General features: G+C 62.2%; 15 protein-coding genes. 9 read left to right on the forward strand and 6 right to left on the reverse strand.

The features are described from left to right. Positions 1-59: 59 nt before the first annotated feature. Positions 60-602: an HU family DNA-binding protein gene (locus V3572_RS02365; RefSeq protein WP_332109366.1), complete on the reverse strand. Its 543-nt coding sequence runs from the start codon at positions 600-602 to the stop codon at positions 60-62. 282 nt (positions 603-884) lie between these two features. Here V3572_RS02365 and V3572_RS02370 point away from each other — a divergent pair, with 282 nt between their 5' ends. Together V3572_RS02370 and V3572_RS02375 are read left to right on the forward strand one after the other, a co-directional pair. After that, entirely contained in the window at positions 885-2,057 is a 1,173-nt protein-coding gene (locus V3572_RS02370; RefSeq protein ID WP_332109367.1) for an efflux RND transporter periplasmic adaptor subunit, read from the forward strand. A gap of 24 nt (positions 2,058-2,081) precedes the next feature. Further along, positions 2,082-5,519, forward strand: a complete 3,438-nt coding sequence (locus V3572_RS02375) for an efflux RND transporter permease subunit (RefSeq protein ID WP_332109368.1) — start codon at positions 2,082-2,084, stop codon at positions 5,517-5,519. A 14-nt stretch (positions 5,520-5,533) separates the two neighbouring features. On the opposite strand, the gene htpX is transcribed toward V3572_RS02375, so the two are convergent. Continuing rightward, positions 5,534-6,385, reverse strand: coding sequence for a zinc metalloprotease HtpX (gene htpX / locus V3572_RS02380; RefSeq protein ID WP_332109369.1), 852 nt, complete (start codon positions 6,383-6,385; stop codon positions 5,534-5,536). Between the two features lie 810 nt (positions 6,386-7,195). Between htpX and V3572_RS02385 the strand changes: the two genes are divergently transcribed. From V3572_RS02385 to V3572_RS02410, 6 genes are all read left to right on the forward strand, one after another. After that, the gene (locus tag V3572_RS02385; protein WP_332109370.1) at positions 7,196-7,396 is read left to right on the forward strand and encodes a hypothetical protein; all 201 of its coding nucleotides are present in this window, start codon (positions 7,196-7,198) and stop codon (positions 7,394-7,396) included. A gap of 88 nt (positions 7,397-7,484) precedes the next feature. Then, positions 7,485-8,429, forward strand: a complete 945-nt coding sequence (locus V3572_RS02390; RefSeq protein WP_332109371.1) for a bifunctional riboflavin kinase/FAD synthetase — start codon at positions 7,485-7,487, stop codon at positions 8,427-8,429. A gap of 39 nt (positions 8,430-8,468) precedes the next feature. Continuing rightward, positions 8,469-10,301 (forward strand): chloride channel protein, encoded by a 1,833-nt coding sequence (locus V3572_RS02395; RefSeq protein WP_332109372.1) that lies wholly within the window; start codon positions 8,469-8,471, stop codon positions 10,299-10,301. A 404-nt stretch (positions 10,302-10,705) separates the two neighbouring features. Further along, positions 10,706-11,635 carry a MipA/OmpV family protein gene (locus tag V3572_RS02400; RefSeq protein WP_332109373.1) on the forward strand — a complete coding sequence of 310 codons (930 nt, stop codon included), beginning with the start codon at positions 10,706-10,708 and terminating at the stop codon, positions 11,633-11,635. A gap of 687 nt (positions 11,636-12,322) precedes the next feature. Then, on the forward strand, positions 12,323-13,738 hold the full coding sequence (locus V3572_RS02405; protein WP_332109374.1) for a sensor histidine kinase: 1,416 nt from the start codon (positions 12,323-12,325) through the stop codon (positions 13,736-13,738). After that, on the forward strand, positions 13,735-14,394 hold the full coding sequence (locus V3572_RS02410) for a response regulator transcription factor (protein ID WP_332109375.1): 660 nt from the start codon (positions 13,735-13,737) through the stop codon (positions 14,392-14,394). Before V3572_RS02405 ends, V3572_RS02410 begins: the two co-directional genes overlap by 4 nt. A gap of 139 nt (positions 14,395-14,533) precedes the next feature. Here the strand turns inward: V3572_RS02410 and V3572_RS02415 are convergent, their stop codons facing one another. The 3 genes from V3572_RS02415 to V3572_RS02425 are packed head-to-tail and all read right to left on the reverse strand — an operon-like array spanning position 14,534 to position 18,254. Then, positions 14,534-15,301: a fructose-bisphosphate aldolase gene (locus V3572_RS02415; RefSeq protein ID WP_332109376.1), complete on the reverse strand. Its 768-nt coding sequence runs from the start codon at positions 15,299-15,301 to the stop codon at positions 14,534-14,536. Next, entirely contained in the window at positions 15,298-16,788 is a 1,491-nt protein-coding gene (locus V3572_RS02420; protein WP_332109377.1) for a sensor domain-containing diguanylate cyclase, read from the reverse strand. The genes V3572_RS02415 and V3572_RS02420 overlap by 4 nt, the downstream gene beginning before the upstream one ends. 53 nt (positions 16,789-16,841) lie before the next feature. After that, positions 16,842-18,254, reverse strand: a complete 1,413-nt coding sequence (locus tag V3572_RS02425) for an RsmB/NOP family class I SAM-dependent RNA methyltransferase (protein ID WP_332109389.1) — start codon at positions 18,252-18,254, stop codon at positions 16,842-16,844. Positions 18,255-18,413: 159 nt separating this feature from the next. Between V3572_RS02425 and V3572_RS02430 the strand changes: the two genes are divergently transcribed. Next, the gene (locus V3572_RS02430) at positions 18,414-19,067 is read left to right on the forward strand and encodes a DedA family protein (RefSeq protein ID WP_332109378.1); all 654 of its coding nucleotides are present in this window, start codon (positions 18,414-18,416) and stop codon (positions 19,065-19,067) included. Positions 19,068-19,282: 215 nt separating this feature from the next. Here the strand turns inward: V3572_RS02430 and V3572_RS02435 are convergent, their stop codons facing one another. After that, positions 19,283-20,731: an alpha-L-arabinofuranosidase gene (locus V3572_RS02435; protein ID WP_332109379.1), complete on the reverse strand. Its 1,449-nt coding sequence runs from the start codon at positions 20,729-20,731 to the stop codon at positions 19,283-19,285. Positions 20,732-20,870 lie beyond the last annotated feature (139 nt).

The raw sequence follows: 20,870 nt of genomic DNA on the forward strand, positions 1-20,870 counted from the left end.
GGGGGTCCGGGGGAAATGATTTCCCCCGGGCGGGGTACGGGGCGGCAGCCCCGATAATATTAAAATCTATCCACGGCTTTCTTGAAGGCCTCGCGCAGTTCGGCGAAGGCGGCGCTGAACCCTTTGCGCATTTCCTGGAAGGCCTGTCCGCCGCCCACGGACAGTTCCTTGAGCCGCGCGGAGGTATCGTCGTAGAGCGACTGAAGCTTGTCCGTGCCCACGCCGCGCTTGGCCAGGGCGTCCTTGATCTCCTTGAGCTGGGTTTCCACGGTGCGGGCCAGCAGGCGGTAATCGAGCCAGTGGGAGTCGCCCCATTCCTGGGCCGAGGCGATGGCGGCCTCTTTCATTTCCTTGCCGGGGGAAAACTTCACGGACTTGGAGGCCGCAATGACCAGGGGTTCGCCGGTGCGCGGATTCTTGCCGGTGCGTCCGGCCCGGGCAACGACGGAAAACGTCCCGAAATTTTTCAGGGAGACCGAACCGCCCGCAGCCAGTTCCTCGCGCACGGCGTTCAGGATGGCGTCCACGGCCGCCGCAGCCTGGGCCTTGTCGTCCAGTCCGGCCTTATCCTTGACCATCATGATAAGCGCTTCCTTGCCCATGGGGAACCTCCCGGGTGAGGGTTTCAGGGCGTGGCCCGGCCAGCCGGGCCGAATGCCAACGTTTTCTCAATACACGCAACGCGACAGTATGCTATGCCAAAAATCTCCACCGTGACAAGGGGTTCCCCGCCAGCCGCCGTCCTGGCGCGACAGCCCGACCCGATATCCGCATTCCCCGAGGTTTCACTGGGAAATCCACCCGCCCTTTTCCCCCGCCCCAAGGCGTGATAGGTTGAGGCCATGCAGGAAAACCCATCGAACCACAGCCCCGGGGAACGCCCCATGCCATATTCCGCCGCCCGCGCCGCGCTTTTTCTGGCCATGTTGTGCTGCACCCTTTCGCCGACCGCCTGGGTCGCGGCCCAAGGTACGGACGTGGTTCCTGCGGGTCGCCAGGTCACGGCCGAATTGCGGGACATCACGGAATGGTATGAGGCCGTGGGCACCATCCGGCCCAAGACCGAGACCACGGTGGAGGCCCAGGTGCAGGCCAAGATCGTGGACATCAAGGTCCGTCCCGGCCAGAACGTGGCAAAGGGCGAACTGCTGGTGGTCCTGGACGACCGGGAGTTGGCGGCCCGGGCCGAACGGTCCAACCAGGCCCTGACCTCGGCCCGGGCCACCCGGAACCAGGCCCGGGAGGGCATCGCCTCGGCCAAGGCGGCCTTCGACAACGCCCAGGCCAACTACCAGCGCATCAAAACCCTTTTTGCCTCGCACACGGTCACGGCCCAGGAGATGGACCGTACCGAGGCCGAGTTTTTGCATGCCCAAAGCGCCCTGGTGCAGGCCCGGGACGGCTTTGAGGCCGCCGAGGGACAGGCGGCCCAGGCCGAGAAGGCCCTGGAAGAGGCCAACCTGGCCGCCGGGCACGCCAAAATCCACGCCCAGGCGGCGGGCGAGGTGGTCAAACGCCAGGCCGAACCCGGCGATCTGGCCTTTCCGGGCAAGCCGCTTCTGGTGCTGCACACGGGCCGGGCCCTGCGCCTGGAGGCCCTGGTGCGCGAGGGGCTGATCTCCCGGGTCAAGCCGGGAGACGTCTTTCCGGTTCGGGTCGCGGCCCTGGCCGTGCCGGGCGTGGACCCCGGACTGACCGGCGATGTCCCGGCCACGGGGGCGGCTGCCGGGCTGACCGCCGAGATCGAGGAAATCGTGCCCACGGCCGATCCCCTGACCCGCACCTTTCTGGTCAAGGCCGCCCTGCCCGAGACGCCGGGGCTTTTTCCGGGCATGTTCGGACGCCTGTTCATCCCCATGGGATCGCGCCAGGCCGTGGTCGTCCCGCGCGCGGCCGTGCGCCGGGTAGGCCAGTTGGAGATGGTCACGATCCTGGACGGCGGCGTGGCCCGGACCTATGCGGTGAAGACCGGCCAGGCCTTGGACGGCGGAAACGTGGAAATCCTCTCCGGACTTTCCGGCGGCGAGACCCTGCTTGTCCAAAATGGCGACCGATAAACCCGAGGCACTCCCCAAGACGCCATGAACCAGCAACCAACGTCCCGATCACCCGACCCAGGGCGCCCCGGCGGATTCATTCCGGCCGTGGTCCGGGTGTTTCTCGAAACGCGCATTTCCCTGGTGTTCATCATTTTTTCCATGTGCCTGGGGGTGGCGGCGGTGCTTCTCACCCCGCGCGAGGAGGAGCCCCAGATCACGGTGCCGTTGGCCGACGTGGTGGTCAGCGCCCCCGGGGCCTCGGCTGTGGAGATCGAACAGTTGGTGGCCACGCCGCTGGAGCGGCTGTTGTGGCAGATCGACGGCGTGGAATATGTCTATTCCGTGTCCCGGCCCGATACGGCCGTGGTCACGGTGCGCTTTTTCGTGGGGCAGGATCAGGACTCGTCCCTGGTCAAGCTGCACAACACCATCATGATGCACCAGGATCTCGTGCCGCCCATCGTCAAGGACTGGCTGGTGCGGCCGGTCGAGATCGACGACGTGCCCATCGTGACCCTGACCCTGTCCTCGCCGCGCTACGACGAATATGATCTTCGGCGCATGGGCGAGGAGCTTTTTGCGCGCCTGACCGAGACGCCGGACATCTCCAAGCTGACCCTGGTCGGCGGGCTGGCCCGGGAGATTCGGGTGGAGCTCGACGCGGAACGGCTTTCGGGCATGGAGCTGACGCCGCTTGAGGTGGCCGACGCCCTCAAACGCGCGGACATGTCCGTGCGGGCCGGGAAATTCGACGCCCAAAACCGCGAATTCGCCCTCACGGCGGATTCGTTCCTGCGTTCGGCCCGGGAGGCGGGCGATCTGGTGGTCGGGGTGCATCAGGGCCGCCCGATCTACCTGCGCGACGTGGCCGAGGTGAAAGACGGCCCCGAGGAGATCGCGACCTACACCCGGCGCGGCGTCTCCGACGCCCAGGCGACGCGCCTTGGCGAAGAGCCCGGACAGCCGCGTCCGGCCGTGACCCTGGCCCTGGCCAAGAAAAAGGGCACCAACGCCGTGGCCGTGGCCGACGACATCCTGGCCCGAACGGCGGCCCTGAAAAAGACCATCCTGCCGGACGGGGTCACGGTGGAGGTCACCCGCAACTACGGCGAAACGGCCCAGGAAAAGGTCACGGATTTGATCTGGTCCCTGGCCGAGGCCCTGCTCACGGTGGTCATCCTTCTGGCCCTGACCATGGGCCGCCGCGAGGCCATGGTGGTGGCGCTGTCCGTGCCGGTCAGCTTCGCCCTGGCCCTTTTCGTGAACATGCTGCTTGGCTACACCATCAACCGGGTGACGCTCTTCGCCCTGATCCTGTCCCTGGGACTGGTGGTGGACGACCCCATCGTCAACGTGGACAACATCCAGCGCCACATCCTGGCCGGTCGCCTGCCGCCCCGGCGGGCCACGCTTTTTGCGGTGCGCGAGGTGCTGCCGCCGGTGATCATGTCCACCCTGGCCATCGTGGTGTCCTTTCTGCCGCTCTATTTCATCACCGGCATGATGGGCCCCTACATGGCCCCCATGGCCGCCAACGTGCCCCTGGCCGTGGGCTTCTCCACGGTTGCGGCCCTGACCGTGGTTCCCTGGCTGTCGTATGTGCTTTTGCGCGGCAAATCGCCCCTGCCCGACCTGCCCGACGACGCCCCGCTCCCCGTGTCCGCAGCCGCCGGGGTCCGGGCTGACGCAGGCCTGGGCGATGCATCGCCCCTGGAAACCGTCCGGGCAGCCATGGCGCCGCCTGAAGGAAACGACGGGACAACGGCCGCGCCGTCTGCGGAAGCCGAGCCCCCGGCCCATGCCCCGGAGTCCGCGCCGCCGTCCCCGGCCGCCCCGCCCTCTCCCGAGGACAAGGCCGTCAACAGCCGCCTGGGGCGGATGTACCGCCGCATGGTGGCCCCGTTTCTGGACTCGCGCGGCAGACGGCTGGGTCTTGCGGCCACGGTGACGGGGCTCCTTCTGGCCGCCCTGCTGTTGGCCGCCACGGGACGCGTGCCGCTCAAAATGCTGCCCTTCGACAACAAAAACGAATTCCAGATCGTGCTCGATCTGCCTGAGGGATCGACCTTGGAGAGCACGGATCGGGCCGTTCGCGATTTCGAGACCTTCCTGCGCGCCGTGCCCGAGGTCACCACCTTCGTCAGCTACGTGGGCACGGCCTCGCCCATGGATTTCAACGCCCTGGTGCGCCAATATTATCTGCGCGGCGACTCGAACCAGGCCGACATCCGGGTGAATCTTTTGCATAAGGACCAGCGCGACATGCAAAGCCACGCCATCGTGTTGCGCCTGCGTAGCGGCCTGGAGGCCCTGGCGGCCCGGCACGGGGCCAGGATGCGGCTGGTGGAGACGCCGCCTGGACCGCCCGTGGTAGCCACCGTGGCGGCCGAGGTTTACGGCGCGCCGGACATGCCCTACGAGATGCTCATCGAATCGGCCCTGGGGCTGCACGGGCTTTTCCGCGACGAACCGGGCATCACCGACGTGTTCGACTCCACCCAGACCCCGCGCGAGCGCATCAACTTCTTTTTGGACAAGGAAAAGGCGGCCCTGCACGGGGTCGCCGCCGAGGACGTGAACGCCAGCCTCGCCCTGGCCATGTCCGGGGCCACCCCGGCCACGCTGCATGAACCGGGCGAACGCCGGCCGCTGGTGGCGAGGCTTGTCCTGCCCCGGGAAAAACGCTCGTCGCTGACCGCCCTGGAGCGCATCCCGGTCAAGACCGATGCGGGCAAGATTGCGCCCCTGGCCGAGTTGGGGCAGTTCCGGCCTGTTTCCGAGGACCAGCCCATCCTGCACAAGAACATGCGCCGGGTGGCCTACGTGTTCGGCGAGACCGCCGGACGGGCCCCGGCCGAGGCCGTGTTCGGCCTGAAGGACCGTCTGGCGGCCGATCCGCCGCGAAAGGGCATCGAGGTGGATTTCGCCGGGGAAGGGGAATGGAAGATCACCGTGGACGTTTTCCGCGATTTGGGCATCGCGTTTGGTGCGGCGCTGCTTGGCATCTATATTTTGCTGATCATCGAAACCAAGTCGTTTTCCCTGCCGCTTCTGCTCATGACCGCCATCCCGCTGACGCTTCTGGGGATTATGCCCGGATTCTGGCTCTTGAACGCCCTGTTCGGGAAGACGGTGGGCGGCTACGGCGATCCGGTTTTTTTCACGGCCACCAGCATGATCGGGATGATCGCCCTGGGGGGCATCGTCATCCGCAACTCCCTGGTGCTGATCAACTTCGTGGACGAATCCATGCGCCAGGGCATGGCGTTGCGGGAGGCGGTGCTGCAAAGCGGGGCCATCCGCCTGCGGCCCATCGCGCTGACGGCCCTGACCACCATGCTCGGGGCCTGGCCCATCACCCTGGACCCGATCTTTTCCGGGCTGGCCTGGGCGCTGATCTTCGGCCTTTTGGCCTCCACGGCCTTCTCGCTTTTACTGATCCCTGTGGCGTACTACGCCGTGCGGCAAAAAGCGTCGTAGGATACGCGCCTTCCCTACCGCGCCGCCATCTCGCGCAGGCGGCGGATGCGTTCGGCCGTGGGCGGATGGGTGCTGAACCAGTTGGCGGCCGCTCCGGCCGAGAAGGGGCTTACGATGAACATGTTTTCCGTGGCCGGATTGGCCCCCTGCATGGGAATCTGCCTGGCGTAGCCCTCGATCTTGGACAGGGCCGAGGCCAGGGCCAGGGGTTGCCCGGAGATCTGCGCCCCCGTGGCGTCGGCCAGGTATTCCCGGGACCGGGAAATGGCCATCTGGATCAGCATGGCCGCGATGGGGGCCAAGATGGCCAGGGCGATGGCCGCAAGGGGATTGGCGCCGCCCTCCTCGTCGCTCCGGCCGCCGCCGAAGATCGCCCCCCATTGCAGCATGTTGGCCAGCATCATGACCACCCCGCCCAGCACCGCAGCCACGGTCTGCACCAGGATGTCCCGGTTTTTGACGTGCCCCAGTTCGTGGGCCAGCACCCCGCGCAACTCCTCCGGGGTCAGAAGGCGCATGATCCCGGCCGTCACCGCCACCACGCCGTGTTCGGGATTTCGCCCCGTGGCGAAGGCGTTGGGGGCCTCCTGGGGGATGAGATAGATTTTGGGCTTGGGGATGCCCGCGTTATGGGCCAGTTCCCCGACCATGGCGTGCAGGCCGGGGGAATCCTGGGGGGAAAGCTCCCTGGCCCGGTACATGGACAGCACGATCTTGTCCGAAAACCAGTAGCTGCCCACATTCATCACCAGGGCGAAGACAAAGGCGATGTACAGGCCGCCCCTGCCGCCCATGGCCTGCCCGATAAAAAGGACCAGGGCCGTCAGGAGGCCCAGAAGGAGCGCGGTCTTGAGTTGACTGGTCATCATTTTTCACCTTGCAGGGGAGAGCTCGCCCAGACGCGAGACCTCGCCCCGGCCTGGCGGCCGGGACGAGGTCCGGTATTCGACGTATGGAACTCTGTTTCGCTCACACGTTGACTGTACGCCAAAACCAAGGCCGCTTCGTTACGACAGGTTTCGGGGGCATGTTTGCGTTGTTGCCTGGAAACGTGGAGGCGGCTTTGTCTCCGTCCGGCTCGTCCTTGACGAACATCCGTCCGATGCGTCGGCCCGGATCTACCGGACGGCCTAGCCGCGCCGCTTGCGGGCTTCCCCGCTTTTTTCGCGCCGTCGGTTACGCCCGGCGCGCCGTGGGGCGACTCGATTCGCCGTTATGGCATCTCGAATGTGTCGCAGCGGTCCTCCTTCGCCTCGGTTCGGATCAGGGCAGGACTGCCCGATCCATTCCTTTTACAATACAACGGCGGCGGGGATTGTAAAGCCCCAGGGCCGCCTTTTTCTTGCGGTCCCGGCAGGGGCGGCCGGGAAAAATCGTCTCGAAGCCCTTGCCAAACCGGCCCGGCATTTATAGTGTCTCTCCCCCGTCACCCGTTCCCGTTGGATACGGGTCCGGGGAAGCCCGCTTCGTCTTCGAGGCGGACACTGTCCGATGGATTCGCCGTTTCGGGACGGTCGGCGCCGGTTCGCCTCGATTTCCGGGCAAGGCCCCGTACGGCGGACGCGCCGATCCCGCAACCACCCGCCGTTTGCAGCTTTTTTCGTGTCGCGCCTTCGGCATTAGAGGATTTGGAAACTATGCGTTTTGCGATTCATCGAAGTATCGCCTCGCCATCGATGTACCTTTTCACGAGGGAAAAAAACGAGATCCCCGAGCTCCCTCCGGACCTCGCGGCCCAGCTTGGCGACGTCAAGTATCTGCGCATGTCCCGGGACCGCGCCGAGGAAACGCCCACCCTGGCCCGGGCCATGGACGACATCGTGCGGGGCGTGGTTTCCATGGGCTATCACGTCATGGACTGGACCGACCGCGAATAGCCCCACGGCCTGTTGGAGGCCACTTTCTTTTTGACGCCGCCAGGGCGGACGTCAACGCCCCGTAGCCGCCATCGCCAAGGATGTGGCCATGATCGTCGCCAGAAGCATCGAAGACATCCACGACGCCCTCACCGACACCTGCCTGACCATCGGCAATTTCGACGGCGTCCACATGGGCCACGCCCGGCTCCTGCGCCGGGTGCGGGAGCGCGCCGCCGCCACGGGCATGCTCAGCGTGGCCGTAACCTTCGACCCCCATCCCCGGCGGGTTCTCCTGGAGAAAAACGAGCCGCCCCTTCTGACCCTGACCGAACAAAAGCTGGAGCTGTTGGACCAAAGCGGCATCCAGGTGGCCGTGCTTCTGCCCTTCACCAAGGCCCTGGCCGCCCTGGCCCCGGAAGACTTCGTACGCGAAAACCTGGTCACGGGCCTGTGCATGCGGGAAATGATCATCGGCTACGACTACGCCTTCGGCAAAGGCCGCAAGGGAAACTTCGAGCTTTTGACCGCCCTGGGCGGCAAATACGGGTTTTGCGTGGAACGCCTGGAGCCGGTCATCATCGACGGCGCGGTGGTCAGCTCCACCCGCATCCGGGACATGGTCCAGGCCGGGGATGTCTGGGACGCCAAGCCCCTTTTGGGCCGTTTCTATCAGGTGCGCGGCACGGTGGTGCGTGGCCGCGACCGGGGCGGAAGGCTCCTCGGCTTTCCCACGGCCAACCTGGCCCCGGCCGACGAACTGGTTCCCAAGCCCGGGGTCTATGCCGTGTGGGTGGACGTGGGGGAACGCATCCATCCGGGCGTGACCAACATCGGCTACAACCCCACCTTCGGCAACGGCGCCCTCTCCATCGAGGTCCATCTCCTGGATTTTACCGGCGATCTCTACGGCCAGCCCATCCGGGTGCATTTTGTGCAACGCCTGCGTTCGGAGCGCAAATTTTCCGGCGTCGAGGAACTCTCAGCCCGCATCCGCGAGGACATCCGCATCGGCCGCCGCATCCTGGCCGAACCGGAAGCCCGCATCGCCTGACGCCCCCCGCGAGAACCCCATGCCGCACCTACCCAGGCCATGAACGTCATCCCCACGCCACGGCCCAGGCGCGCGTCCCTGCCCCGCCTCAGGATCCTTTTACGCCGCCTGCGCCGCGCCGCCTCGGTGCGCCGCCTGGTTCTGGGACTGCTCGCCGGAATCGCCTCCGGGCTCCTGGCCAGCGCCTTCTTCGCCAGCCTTGAGCTTTTACGCCAACTCTACCTGGTGGCCACGGTGGGCATCCACCTGCTCTCGCCGGGCGGCGACCATTTCTTCCATGCCCTGCCCGGACCCTACCGGCCCTGGCTTCTGCCCCTGGGCCTTGGCGTCGTGGGTCTTGTGACCGGCTACGTCTTCACCCGGCTGATCCCCGAATCCCTGCGCTCGGGCACCGACGGCACGGACGCCATGATCAAGGCCTTCCACCGCCACGGCGGCATCATCCGCCCCCGGGTGTTTTTTTTGCGCGCCGCCGGGGCCATCGCGACCATGGCCACCGGAGGAAGCGCCGGAAGCGAGGGCCCCATGTCCCAACTCGGCGGCGGCATGGGGGCCTATCTGGCCCAGCGGCTGGGGCTTTCGGCCCGGGAGCGGCGCATCCTGCTTCTGGCCGGGGCGGCCGGGGGATTGGGGGCCATTTTCCGGGCCCCCTTGGGCGGGGCGCTTACGGCCGTGGAGGTCATCTACCGCGAGGACTTCGAGGCCGAGGCCGTGCTGCCCGCCGTGGTCTCGTCGGTTACGGCCTACACCATCTTCACGCTTTTCTTCGGCTCGGGGGCCATCTTCACCGTCCCCAGCTACCATTTCACCGATATCCGGGAACTGCCCCTCTACGCCTTTTTGGCGGTCTTTTGCTCCGGCGCGGCCTGGGTCTACCTGCGAAGCTTCTTTTTCATGAAGCACCGGGTCTTCGAGGCGCTGCAATCCCGCCTGGGCCTGCCGCTGACGGCGGCCCTGGGCGGCGTGTGCATGGGCGTTCTGGGGATTTTTTTCCCCCAGACGCTGAGTTCCGGATACGGCTGGGTGGAAAAGGCCATCCTGGGGGATCTGGGACCGGCCTTTTTGCTGGCCCTTTTTTTGGGCAAGACCCTGGCCACCTCCCTGACCATCGGCTCGGGCCTAAGCGGCGGCATGTTCGCCCCCACGCTGTTCGCCGGGGCGGCGGCCGGGGGCATCGTGGGGCAGATCGGGCACCGGCTGTGGCCGGAGGTGGTGACCACGCCGGGCAGCTACACCCTGGTGGGCATGGCGGCCTTTTTCTCGGGGGTGGCGGGCGCGCCCGTGGGGCCGCTCATCATGGTCTGCGAGATCACCCAGGGCTATGGGCTTTTGGCGCCGCTTATGCTGTGTTCGGCCCTGTGCATGGTCTTTTGCCGCCGGGTGAAGCTCTACGAAAACCAGGTGGACAACAAATTCGAGTCCCCGGCGCACCTGGGCGACGCCACGGTGAACATCCTGGAGGAGTTGCGGGTGGAGGACTTCTACCGGCCCGGGAAGGTCACCATCCTGGAGGAGGGGGTGACGCTCAAGGCCCTGACGGACATCATCGCCGGGACCACCCAGATCGCCTTTCCGATCAAGGACGCGGACGGCCGCCTGACGGGCATTTTGACCATGCAGGACGTACGCAACGTGCTTTTCGAAAATACGCTCTTCGAACTGGTGGTGGTGCGCGATCTGGCCCGGACCCCGGTGACGCTGACCCCGGACGCCAGCCTGTACGATGCGCTTCTGCTCTTCGTGGACCAGGAACTGCCCCAGATTCCCGTGGTGGACCCGGAAAACCAGGATACGGTGCTGGGGCTTCTGGGGCGCGAAAACGTCTTTGCCGCCTATTCCGCGACGCTCAAAGAGATCAAAGCGGATACTTGAGTTCCTCTCCTACCGATACCTCGAAACTCTCCCCGCAGATGCTTGGATGTGTTATATTCTTATTTGACTGCCATTCATGCCTGATTGCCGTATTTTCTAAAGTCTGTTGTGAACTCAAATAGCCATCCTGCATCACTTCCTAAGTGAATATTTTGAAACAGACCACCTCCTGGTTCATCAAAAATGCGCATCCAAGGTGAGCTTACTCGTCCGTCGCCTCTGCTTCTTCGCATGAGCGCTCCCCCAGGAGCGAGGATAGCCCAGACAAAAATCTTTGACATCACCTCGGACACGCTGGCTGATTTCCGGGGTCCACCTCGGAATCTCCGACTTAAGGCGGATGTGGGTTTATGAAAAACGCATAGGATGTGGGCATTCATCAACCCCAACCTGTGGAGTTTTTTATGAAAAACCAAAAAACGCCGAATGCGCAAATTCCATTTTCGTTGTTGTGCTTGATCCCGATCATCATCATATTTTCATTTGTTGTCGCTCGTAGGGCGATAGCCGAGGAAACTCATTCTTCTGAGCAAAAGACCGGTGCTGAAAAATGGATCCATCCGTCGCAAAATTCTGAACAACAGGCCACATGGAAGCAAGACGACTGGAAATTTACCATAGGCCTTGGGACTATGTACAAGCCAGCATTTCTAGGCTCAAAAGATTATCAGATGATGGCTTTCCCAAACATAAAAATTGAATACAAAGACAGATTTTTCGCTTCTCCGTTTGGAGCTGGATATAAGGTTATTCACAACGAAAATTTTAGCATTGGTCCAATTATAAAATTGGATTTTGGTCGTAAAGAAGATAACAATAATCCTTTTCGCATTGCTGGAAAAAATACAAACGCGTTGAGAGGACTAGGTAACGTGGATGCAACAATTGAACTGGGTGGATTCGTAGAATATAGCATTGGACCCTTCACCTATCAGTTGGAATTGCGTCAAGGATTGGGCGGCCACAAGGGGTTCATCGCTGAAACTGGTTTGAACCTCAAAGGTTTCATAGAAAAATCAGGCAAGCCGATCATGTATTCTTTTGGGCCTCGCGCTACATTTGCTGATGCTAACTATAACAATGCATACTTCGGAATCTCTAAAAATCAATCCACCAATTCTGGTCTTTCTCGATACGACGCTGTCGCCGGACTGGTTTCCTATGGTGTCGCAGGATTCGTGGCAGTGCCTGTGATGGATTCCTTCTCCATAGGCGTTTTCGGAGGATACGACCGCTTAGCAAGGGTAGCATCCGACTCACCCCTTATCAAGAAGCGTGGTGATGCAAACCAATTCACGGGAGGCATGCGTATTACTTATGAGTTCGGTTTCTAAATCAATGCTCCTTTGTATTATGATAGAGCATTCTGATCGAATAATTTTACATGAATCAAAAGAGAGAATGTTGGCACAGCTGGGATGTGGCTTCCCTTGCCTAGCCAAGACCATGGATTTTCCCGTTCGATAAAAGCATCCTGCGAACGATGGTTGTGCCGCGATGGTGGAAGGGATACTGTTTCGTTAGCACCGGATTCAAGAAAAATGGAAACACGCCATGGTCACTTTGGAGAAAAAACGAGTCTCATGCCCAACTTCGTCGAAGGGTGTTTCCATATAAAATGCTCCTGGCAATATGGCACACCGAGATCGTCAAGACCGATCAGCAGATCCCGTACGCCGCGATACCTTTCCCTGCATCTTCAAGGCGGCGAAGTGGGCATCCCCATGGATGGTCTGAGGCGCAGCGTGAGAAGATCACGATCGGACGGTTCCCGAGCTTGCTGATATACGAGGGAATCTCTCTACATTCCTTAAGGCCGACAGCAAGATGCGACAGGATTCTTCGATCTGGGTTGACTTTTTCGGCACAAGACGGCCCTCTGCGCCGGAAGGACAAAACCCAGGGAGGTTCTTACCGATGATGGCGACACATCTCATATCGGCTGCCAAACTATTCTGTGGATGGGACGCATCTCTGGTAAAAAGACTATGAAACACTGGCACAATCTCTGTCCGGATTTTATGAAACGCTTGTGGTGTCAACTTGCCATAAGCTACACGCTACTAGCTTTTTGTGCGTTGATGCTGCTCATTGTTATTATATATGGCCTAGACGATTACAATGATTACCGTACAACCCTTACTCCTGAAAATATTGAAACCTTGATGATCAGCGAAAATCTCAACGTCGCGCAGGCCATTCGTGATGGCGACAACACCGAGCGTTTGATTCAAGCTGGAAACAACATCCGTGAAAAACTTATACACATAGAGCATGGCACAGGAACTACAATATACCGCATAACCAACTCCAGCATTCCTGAAGTGTATATTCAAATATATGATCAAAGCGACAGACTCTTAATATCGGACCCTGTCGATTTTCCAGATTATGTCACAGCTCAGTTCGCTGCGCAAAAGAACCAGTCTGCCGCAACAAGCAATGCAAAGTGGTTGGAGGAAAACGGACCTATCTGGGTGGATATGCCAATAACGGACGCTCGAGACGATATTGTTGGGCGTTTGCGTATCTTGTATATTGCAAAATTCAATGTCTTGGTTCAGCTTAAAAGTGTCTTTGATTTTCTACTCTTCGTCTGGGGTTATTTGTTTATCTGCTCCGTTCCAATTGGAATAATCTGTGGATTGATGGCATCACGTTATGTAACAAGACAATTGGCGAAAATCAACGAGGTAACGGAAAGTTGGCGGCAAGGTAATTTCAATGTGCGTATTGTGCTTCCGAACGATGATGTATTCATAAGGCATAGTCAGTATCTTAATGACATGGCGCAGGATTTAGAGTTGTACCTCAGTTTAAAGCAAAGACTTGCCGTAAGCGATGAACGCAATCGCGTAGCGCGTGAGTTGCATGACACTGTGAAGCAGAATCTCTTCGCTCTGGGTTTGCAGTTGGCTACTGCAAAGGCCAAACCATCCGTAATGGAAGCAGCTCGGGAACATATTCTTGAAGCGGAAACGATTACCCGCCAAGCTCAGCATTATATAATGGAAATCATCACCCAACTTCGTCCTTCGGGAACCGCTGAGACTTCATTTCATCAACGTATTGACATGATTGCCGACGACTTCAAGCGGCGTTTCGATGTACGTATCGAGTTAACCCATTTTGATCCTATTCAGTTTACTGCACATACCGAGCATCATGTGCTGCGAATCGTTCAGGAATCTTTAATGAATGCGGTACGGCACGGCAAAGCGTCAAAAATTGCCATAACCAGCATGGTCAACCAGGAACTCGTCACGTTAAAGATTATCGATAATGGAAATGGTTTTGATGTTAACAGAAAGACCGTAGGATTTGGCATTACCTCAATGCGCGACAGGGTACGCGACCTACCTCACGGATCCTTTGAAATTCAAAGCACCCCTGGTGTCGGAACTGAGATAACCCTTTCATGGAACTACGAATCATGACCGGAAAAATCACACTCATTCTTGCTGACGATCACGCTATGGTTCGCAAGGGACTTACCGCCTTCCTTGCCACTGCACAGGATATTGAAGTGATGGCCGTGGCGGAATGTGGCGCTGAAGTGGTGGCTGACGCAAAAAAATATGCGCCTGACGTTGTATTGCTTGACCTGTTCATGCCCGATCAGCCAGCGGTTGAAACGGTGCGCCAGATAAAAACAGTCAGCCCACGTAGCCAGATTGTCATGGTCACTTCACACGAAGGCGATGAATATGTAGTCCCGATGACGCAGGCAGGGGCAATCTCCTATATTTTAAAAGATACGACACCTGAAGATCTTGTCGGTACCGTGCGGAAAGCGGCGGCAGGAGAGAGTACGTTAAGCCCACGCATAGCCAAGGCCCTTGTGACGGTCGTCACGCAGGCGCGTGCGGCAAAAGTGCAAAATGGCCAGTTCCATGCCGAGTTAACTGATCGTGAGATGGAAGTGTTACAATGCATTGCAGAAGGATTATCAAATATAAATATTTCGACACGGCTGAACATATCGGAAAAAACAGTCAAATCGCATGTAAGTAACATCCTAAGCAAACTCTATTTGAACGACCGCACCCAAGCGGCCATATATGCGTGGCGTCAAGGTATTGTAAAAAAATAGCCTTGAAGATCACCGGGCGGCTCTCCCGGTTCATGTCCACCAAGTGGCGACCTCCAGACAGAAGAAGCCCTTCGATTACCGCCCTCATGGAACTGTGGTCACCGAGATCGAATGCCGCCCCCAACGTGGAAGAACCTATTTACATCGTCCCCTTTTCATGCACCGCCTCGACAAGCTTCGCCAACGCCTCCCGGGGATCGGCCTGCTGCAGGACGTTTCTCCCCACACAGGTTCCGGACGCCCCGGCCTCAAGGGCCTGCCCGACCATGGCCAGAAAACTCGTGAAATCTGGCCGACTGGGGCCGCCGGTGATCAGCACCGGGGGACTGACGGCCTCGCAGGTGCGGGCAAAGCTTTTGGCGTCGCCGGAATAGGGCACCCCCACCAAATCCGCGCCAAGCTCGGCCCCGAGCCGGATGCAGTGGCAGATGAGGCTGGGGTCCATCTCGTTGACGATGCGGTCGCCCTTGGGCTGGATGATGGCCAGAATCGGCACGCCCAGGCCGTGGGCGTCGTCGCAGGCCAGCCCCAGGTCGGCCAGCATGCGGTCCTCCAGGTCGTTGGCCATGTTGACCTGCACGGCCACCATGTCCGCCCCCAGGCGCACGGCCTCATGCGTCGAACACACCAGGCTTCGGGCATAGGGCGGCACGGCGTGCCGGGTGCCCCCGGAAAGCTGCCCCACCACCTGAAGCCCCGGGGGAACCTCGGACAGGCAGGTCCTAAGCGGCCCCTTGTTGAGCACGACCCCCTGCACGGAAAAATCCCGGATCATGGCCAAAAGCCCCGGGATATTCTCGATCCCCGGCAACATGCCCTCGCCTACCCCGTGGTCCAGGGGCAGAATCACCGTCCGCCCGCTTTGCGGATCAAAAAGCCTGGACACCTTGCGCGCACATCCGATCATGTCACGTCCTTTCCCTTATCTGTTGCATCCGTGGCGGAAGCCCCGGCCTCGCCGCTTCCGTCGCCCTGCGACCCAGGGCGCGTAAGGCCCGGCGCATGGTCATCGGCAAGCGTCTCGAATTGGACAACCCTGTTTTTGCCTTCCGCCTTGGCCCGATACAAGGCCTGATCCGCCGCGCGCAAAAGCAAGTCCGGAGCCATGCCGCAGGCGCAGTCATGGCTGTCTGGCCGGATCTTCCCGGAAAACGCCGTGGCCAGTCCCGCGCTCACCGTCAGGGGAAGCGCCCCGGCCGACGTGCGGACCCCGGCCTTGGCCACGCCCGCAACCAGCCGCCGACTTGCCGCCAGGGCCATTTCCGGGCTGGTCTCGGTCAGGATGACGGCGAACTCCTCCCCGCCGATCCGGCCGAACACGTCGCTGCCGCGCAGGGCCCCGCCGACGATCACGGCCAGATGCCGCAAGACCTCGTCCCCCACGGCGTGACCGTAAGTATCATTGATCTGCTTGAAATTATCAATGTCCAGCATAAGCAGGGACACATGATGCCCATAACGTTCGCACCGTTCCAACTCGGAGCGCAGCAGTTCGAGGAAGCGCCGCCGGTTGTTGATGCCCGTCAACTCATCCGTGGCCGCCAGGCGCACCAGGGAGGCCTCCACCTCCTTGAGGCGGGTCACATCCACCATGGCCCCGTGGTAGCTCACGGGATTGCCCTGCTCGTCGCGCTCCAGGGCAATGGACGCCGACAAATGGCGGATGGTCCCGTCCGGGGCCACGATGCGAAATTCGAACTCCTCGGGTTCGGTCTGGCTGCGCACCCGGCCCACCACCCGCGCCACCCGGGCCCGATCCTCGGCATGCACGGCCGCAAGAAACATCTCAAAGGGGGGGGAGCGGTCTGAAGGCGGCAGGCCGATCATCCGAAACAATTCATCGGACCAGTACCCCTGACCCATTTCCAGTCTGCGCTCGAAACTGCCCACGCGGGCCAACCGCTGGGCCTGATTGAGCCGTTTTTCACTCTGGATCAAGGCCAGTTCGGCCAGCTTACGGTCGGTTATGGGCAGATGGGAGACGATGCCCCCTCTGATCCGCCCGTCCACGACCAGCGCGGTGGCGACAAGCAGGAACCAGCGTTTTTCCGTCGGCGAATGGCAGGGATATTCCAGGGAGAATCGTTCCCGGCGGCCCTCAAGCACCTCACGGATGCCCTGGCCCGCACGGGCGGCGTCCCCGGCGTCCGGGCCGGATGCCCCGTGGCACACCTCGAAATAGTCCACCCCGGTAAACCGGCAATCCCCGCATAGCCCGTTTTCCCGGGAAAACCGCTCCCACCCGACATTGACCTCCACGATGCGCCCGGCCTCGTCCAGGATCGCCACCTGGCCGGGATAGCCGTCGAACACCGCCTTATACCGGGTACAGGGGGTGGGCGGGGCGAAAACATCCTCCCGCACATCCGTCTCGACGCGTTCTTCTGCGGTCATGGACTCCGCCTTGCAAGAGGTGCAGACCGCATGAGACGTGATGCGGTCGGGGTTCAGGCTCTCTCGGACCACAAGGCGCGGCCGCCCTTGCAGGTGATAAATCCCAGCGGCAACTCCTTGTAGTACAACCCGCAACGTTTGGGCAAAGGCCCCACAGAGAGGCTGCGTCCGGCCAACAGATCCCCCAGATCGGCCGGGTTTTCCAGGGTCAGCCCGGACGCGCCGCCCGCGCCCGCCGCGCCTAGAAGCAGCCGGGCCCGGGCGTTGGGCCGAAAGGCGCCGCCCTTGACCACACCCAAAAAAAATCCCTTGTACCGAAGCCCGCTCCCGAGAAACGGACGAACCCCCTGAGCTATGAAATAAACCCGATCCCCGAAGCGGCAAGCCTGCCCGGGGCCAAGCGCATCAAAATCCAGTCCTTCGGTCCCGGGGAAGGCCCCCGCAGCGACCACCTCGAAGGCCTCCCGGTCCACCGGCCCCCCTCCCTCGCGGCCCTTGCGTCGATCCGGCCCGCGACCTTTCTCCCGGCCGGGCCGCAGTCCGGCTCTGCGGCCGAAAGACAGATCAAAGCCCCCGGCCTCCGGCTGATCCGAGGCAGCAGCAGCAAAACCGCCAATCTCTTCCCCGGCCTGGGGCGGCCGGGTCAGGCAGGCCAGAAAAAAACCCTGTCCGCCGTGCAGCGCCGGGTCCACCCGGAGCACCCCGGGAAGCGACGTGGGTTCGGCAGCCGTGCCCGGCGGCGGGGTCAGGGGGACCAGTTCCAGGGGGAGGGTGTCCAGAGCCCGGCGCACCTGGTCCTCGTTTTCAGCGGGATTGGTGGTGCAGGTGGAATAGAGAAGCCTGCCCCCCGGGGCCAGAAGCGATGCGGCCGTGGCCAGGAGCGTGCCTTGCAGGGAGATCAGCGGCGCCACCTTGCCCTCGCGCCACAGGGTGAGCACCTTGGGATTTTTGGCCGCCGTGCCCCAGCCGCTGCACGGCGGGTCAAGCAGAATATGCCGAAAGCCGCTCTGGGGCAGAAAGGGTGACAGGTCGGTCTCGCCGCAGGTGGCCACATTGACCAGATTCAGGCGGGAGAGGTTGCGGCGAAGGGTGCTCAGGCGATCCGGGGTGGGTTCGTTGCCCAGGACAAATCCGGCCGGTCCCACCAACTGGGCCAGAAAACCGGTCTTGCCGCCGGGACTGGCGCACATGTCCAGGACCGAGGCGGCGGGCGGCGGGTCCAGGCACACCGGCGGCAGCATGGAGGAACGGTCCTGGATGTAGATGAGGCCGAACGTGGCGGCCAGGCTGGCCCCCAGGGGAAACGGCTCGGCCGCGAGCCTGCGGCAGTGGGGGGAAAAGGGCTCGGGCGCAAAACGAAATCCCTGGACGGCGAGCAGATCCTCCACCAGGGGTATTTCACCGTCCCGGCATACCAGCCGAAACGAGCGCGGCCCGGTGGAGGTCCGGCGGCCGGGGCGGTCCATCACATCGGAAACTTCAGGGGAAGAGGCAGGCATGGGCGCAGTGTACGTGGAAGCCAGGGCAAGGGGAAGTCCGCCGAAAAGGCTTGCCTTCCGGGCCGCCGTTTTTTAGGGAAAGGCCCGGCGCGACACCTCCCCTTTTCCCCAACAAGGCGGCTTGGCATGGAACTTTTGGCCACTCTCTTCGATTTCGTCCTGCATGTGGACCGGCATCTGGCCGAAATCGTGGGACAATACGGCGTCTGGACGTACATGATCCTTTTTTGCATCATCTTTTTGGAGACCGGCTTCGTGGTCACCCCGTTTCTGCCCGGCGACTCCCTGCTCTTCGCCGCCGGCGCCCTGGCCGGGGCCCAGATCATGGACCCCTGGCTGCTCAACGGGCTTTTGGTGGTGGCGGCCATTTCCGGGGACAACACCAACTATTGGATCGGGCGACTGGTGGGACCGGCGGTCTTTGAACGGGAAAGCCGGTTCATCAACCGGAAATACCTGGAAAAGGCCCACGGCTTCTACGACCGCCATGGCGGCAAGACCGTGGTCATCGCCAGGTTTTTGCCCATCATCCGGACGTTCGCACCGTTCGTGGCCGGCATCGCGCGCATGGACTACCGCCATTTCCTGGCCTGCAGCATCGCCGGGGGGGTGTTGTGGATCACCCTTTTCACCTGGGCCGGGTATTTTTTCGGCAACATGCCCTTTGTGCGCAAAAACTTCAGCGTGGTCATCCTGGCCATCATCGTCATCTCGATCCTGCCCGGGGTCATCGAATTCGTGCGCGCCCGCCGCGCCGCCGCCCGGGAGCGGGCTTCCTAGTCGTGTGAACGCCGCACCCGCGCCATGCCCCCCAAATCCGCAGAGCCGCAGTCCAAAAACAACCATATGAAATATTTCTCTTTTTCTAAAAAATACGGCCGAATTTTTTAGGGGACGCGACCCGCCCCCGCATCCAGAGAGACCATTGGGCCTGTCTGGCCCGGGCAGGCCCTTTTCATGCCTCCCCGGCCCGGCCGCAGGCGGCGCAGGCGGGCTCACGACCCCGCAGGCGCTGACGATTCCCCTTGGGCCCGGTCAACGCCCCGCTGCCTCGGCCAGGGGATGTCCAATACCGTCAGGGACACGGCGGGCAGGCGCACCCGAGCCCTGCCTTCCGAAAACCGCACGGCCTCGCCCGGGGCCACCATCGGCGAAAGGTCGTCTGGGCCCTTGCCGCGCCACACCAGCCGGTCGGCCCGGGCGTCGAGCAGACCGGCCACGGACAGTTCGATCTCCCGGGCCGTATCCTTGTTGAGGCAAAAGACCGTAAGCCGCCCGGCCCGGCGATCCAAAGTCGCAAACACCGGCACGTCCCCGGGTCCGCTCGACGCGACCGGTCCGTCGCCCAGGCGTCCGGCCAAAAAGGACAGGGCCGTGCCCGTGGGCAGGGGGTGGTTGCCCGCATCCAGGGCGTCCCACAACTCGGGCCTGACCGCGTTTTCCATCCATCTCGTGGCCCAGATCTGGACCGTGTCCACCCGGGGGTCGGAGACCCCCTGCCAGAGCATGTCCAGAAGGACCAGGGCGTGGCCCAGGCTGTTTTCGTGCTTCCAGCCGTCGTTTTGGGGATGCCCGTACCAGTCGGCGGAGTTGATTTCGGTGAGCAGATAGCGCAGCCGACCGGCCAACCCCGGCGGGCCGAAATCCCGGGCCGCCGCGTCGATCTGGGCCACCCCGTCCATGCGCACCGGGTTGGTGCGGTAATAGTCGTAGCCGAACCACTGCATGCACGGATATTCGTGTACGGAGATGAAATCGATGTCGTTCCCGGCGATTTCAAAGACCGTCTTCCACCAGGGGGCGAAGCTCCCGGCCTTTTCGTCGTAGGCCCCCACGGCGTCACGCATGACCGGGCCGTTGGCCCCTATCTTTATGGACGGGTCCACGGCCTTCATGGCCCGGGAGTAAAGCGCCAGATCACGGGCATAGTCTTCGGCCCGGCAGCCGCCGTCGTAGGTGTCCAGATAGCTTTCGTTGCCGATCTCGAAATATTTCACGCCGTATTTTTTTTCCAGATTGGCGTAGCGCACCCAGGCCACGGCCGCCGCCAGCAGATCCTCGCGCCCGGGGATCACCCCGCCCGGCGTGGCGGGCCGATAGGCCGCATCATGAGCCACCACCAGGATCGGCTCGGCGGATGTGGCGCGGCACAGGGCCATGAACTCGTCGAAGTCCAGGGGGTTGGCGACGTAGACGCCCTTTTCCGGATCATACACCCGGGCATCGTTGGCGGGCCATTCCTGCGGGCCGCGCCGGGCCAGGTTGGGATGCGGCCCGGCATAGGGCGGCGCGCTCCAGAAGGTCACGTCGGACTTGGCCCCGCCGGGATAGCGCAGGCTCCCCGTCCCCATCTCCCGCAGGGTCTCGGCCAGGGGCCTGGCCCCGGGGCGGTTGGCGTCGTCGTCGAGGAGATAGTTGAGGTTTATGCCGACAAGGCGTTGCATGTGGGCCGCATCGCCTGCGCGCAGGGGCACGCCCGGGTCTACGAAAAGCCGGACGCCGGGGGCTGGGGGCGCGGCGTATGCTGTGGGCGCGCAGACCAAAAAACAAGCGAAACACGCGGCGACAAGAGACATGCGTCCG

The organism is Desulfolutivibrio sp. (assembly GCF_036584575.1).
Taxonomy (GTDB): domain Bacteria; phylum Desulfobacterota; class Desulfovibrionia; order Desulfovibrionales; family Desulfovibrionaceae; genus Desulfolutivibrio.

Excerpts from the sequence above, each read along its gene's own strand:
- V3572_RS02425 (WP_332109389.1), bottom strand. The coding sequence starts at position 18,254 with ATGGACCGCCCCGGCCGCCGGACCTCCACCGGGCCGCGCTCGTTTCGG.
- htpX (WP_332109369.1), bottom strand. The coding sequence starts at position 6,385 with ATGACCAGTCAACTCAAGACCGCGCTCCTTCTGGGCCTCCTGACGGCC.
- V3572_RS02390 (WP_332109371.1), top strand. The coding sequence starts at position 7,485 with ATGATCGTCGCCAGAAGCATCGAAGACATCCACGACGCCCTCACCGAC.
- V3572_RS02405 (WP_332109374.1), top strand. The coding sequence starts at position 12,323 with ATGAAACGCTTGTGGTGTCAACTTGCCATAAGCTACACGCTACTAGCT.
- V3572_RS02415 (WP_332109376.1), bottom strand. The coding sequence starts at position 15,301 with ATGATCGGATGTGCGCGCAAGGTGTCCAGGCTTTTTGATCCGCAAAGC.
- V3572_RS02430 (WP_332109378.1), top strand. The coding sequence starts at position 18,414 with ATGGAACTTTTGGCCACTCTCTTCGATTTCGTCCTGCATGTGGACCGG.
- V3572_RS02435 (WP_332109379.1), bottom strand. The coding sequence starts at position 20,731 with ATGCAACGCCTTGTCGGCATAAACCTCAACTATCTCCTCGACGACGAC.
- V3572_RS02400 (WP_332109373.1), top strand. The coding sequence starts at position 10,706 with ATGAAAAACCAAAAAACGCCGAATGCGCAAATTCCATTTTCGTTGTTG.
- V3572_RS02410 (WP_332109375.1), top strand. The coding sequence starts at position 13,735 with ATGACCGGAAAAATCACACTCATTCTTGCTGACGATCACGCTATGGTT.
- V3572_RS02395 (WP_332109372.1), top strand. The coding sequence starts at position 8,469 with ATGAACGTCATCCCCACGCCACGGCCCAGGCGCGCGTCCCTGCCCCGC.
- V3572_RS02385 (WP_332109370.1), top strand. The coding sequence starts at position 7,196 with ATGTACCTTTTCACGAGGGAAAAAAACGAGATCCCCGAGCTCCCTCCG.
- V3572_RS02370 (WP_332109367.1), top strand. The coding sequence starts at position 885 with ATGCCATATTCCGCCGCCCGCGCCGCGCTTTTTCTGGCCATGTTGTGC.
- V3572_RS02365 (WP_332109366.1), bottom strand. The coding sequence starts at position 602 with ATGGGCAAGGAAGCGCTTATCATGATGGTCAAGGATAAGGCCGGACTG.
- V3572_RS02375 (WP_332109368.1), top strand. The coding sequence starts at position 2,082 with ATGAACCAGCAACCAACGTCCCGATCACCCGACCCAGGGCGCCCCGGC.
- V3572_RS02420 (WP_332109377.1), bottom strand. The coding sequence starts at position 16,788 with ATGACCGCAGAAGAACGCGTCGAGACGGATGTGCGGGAGGATGTTTTC.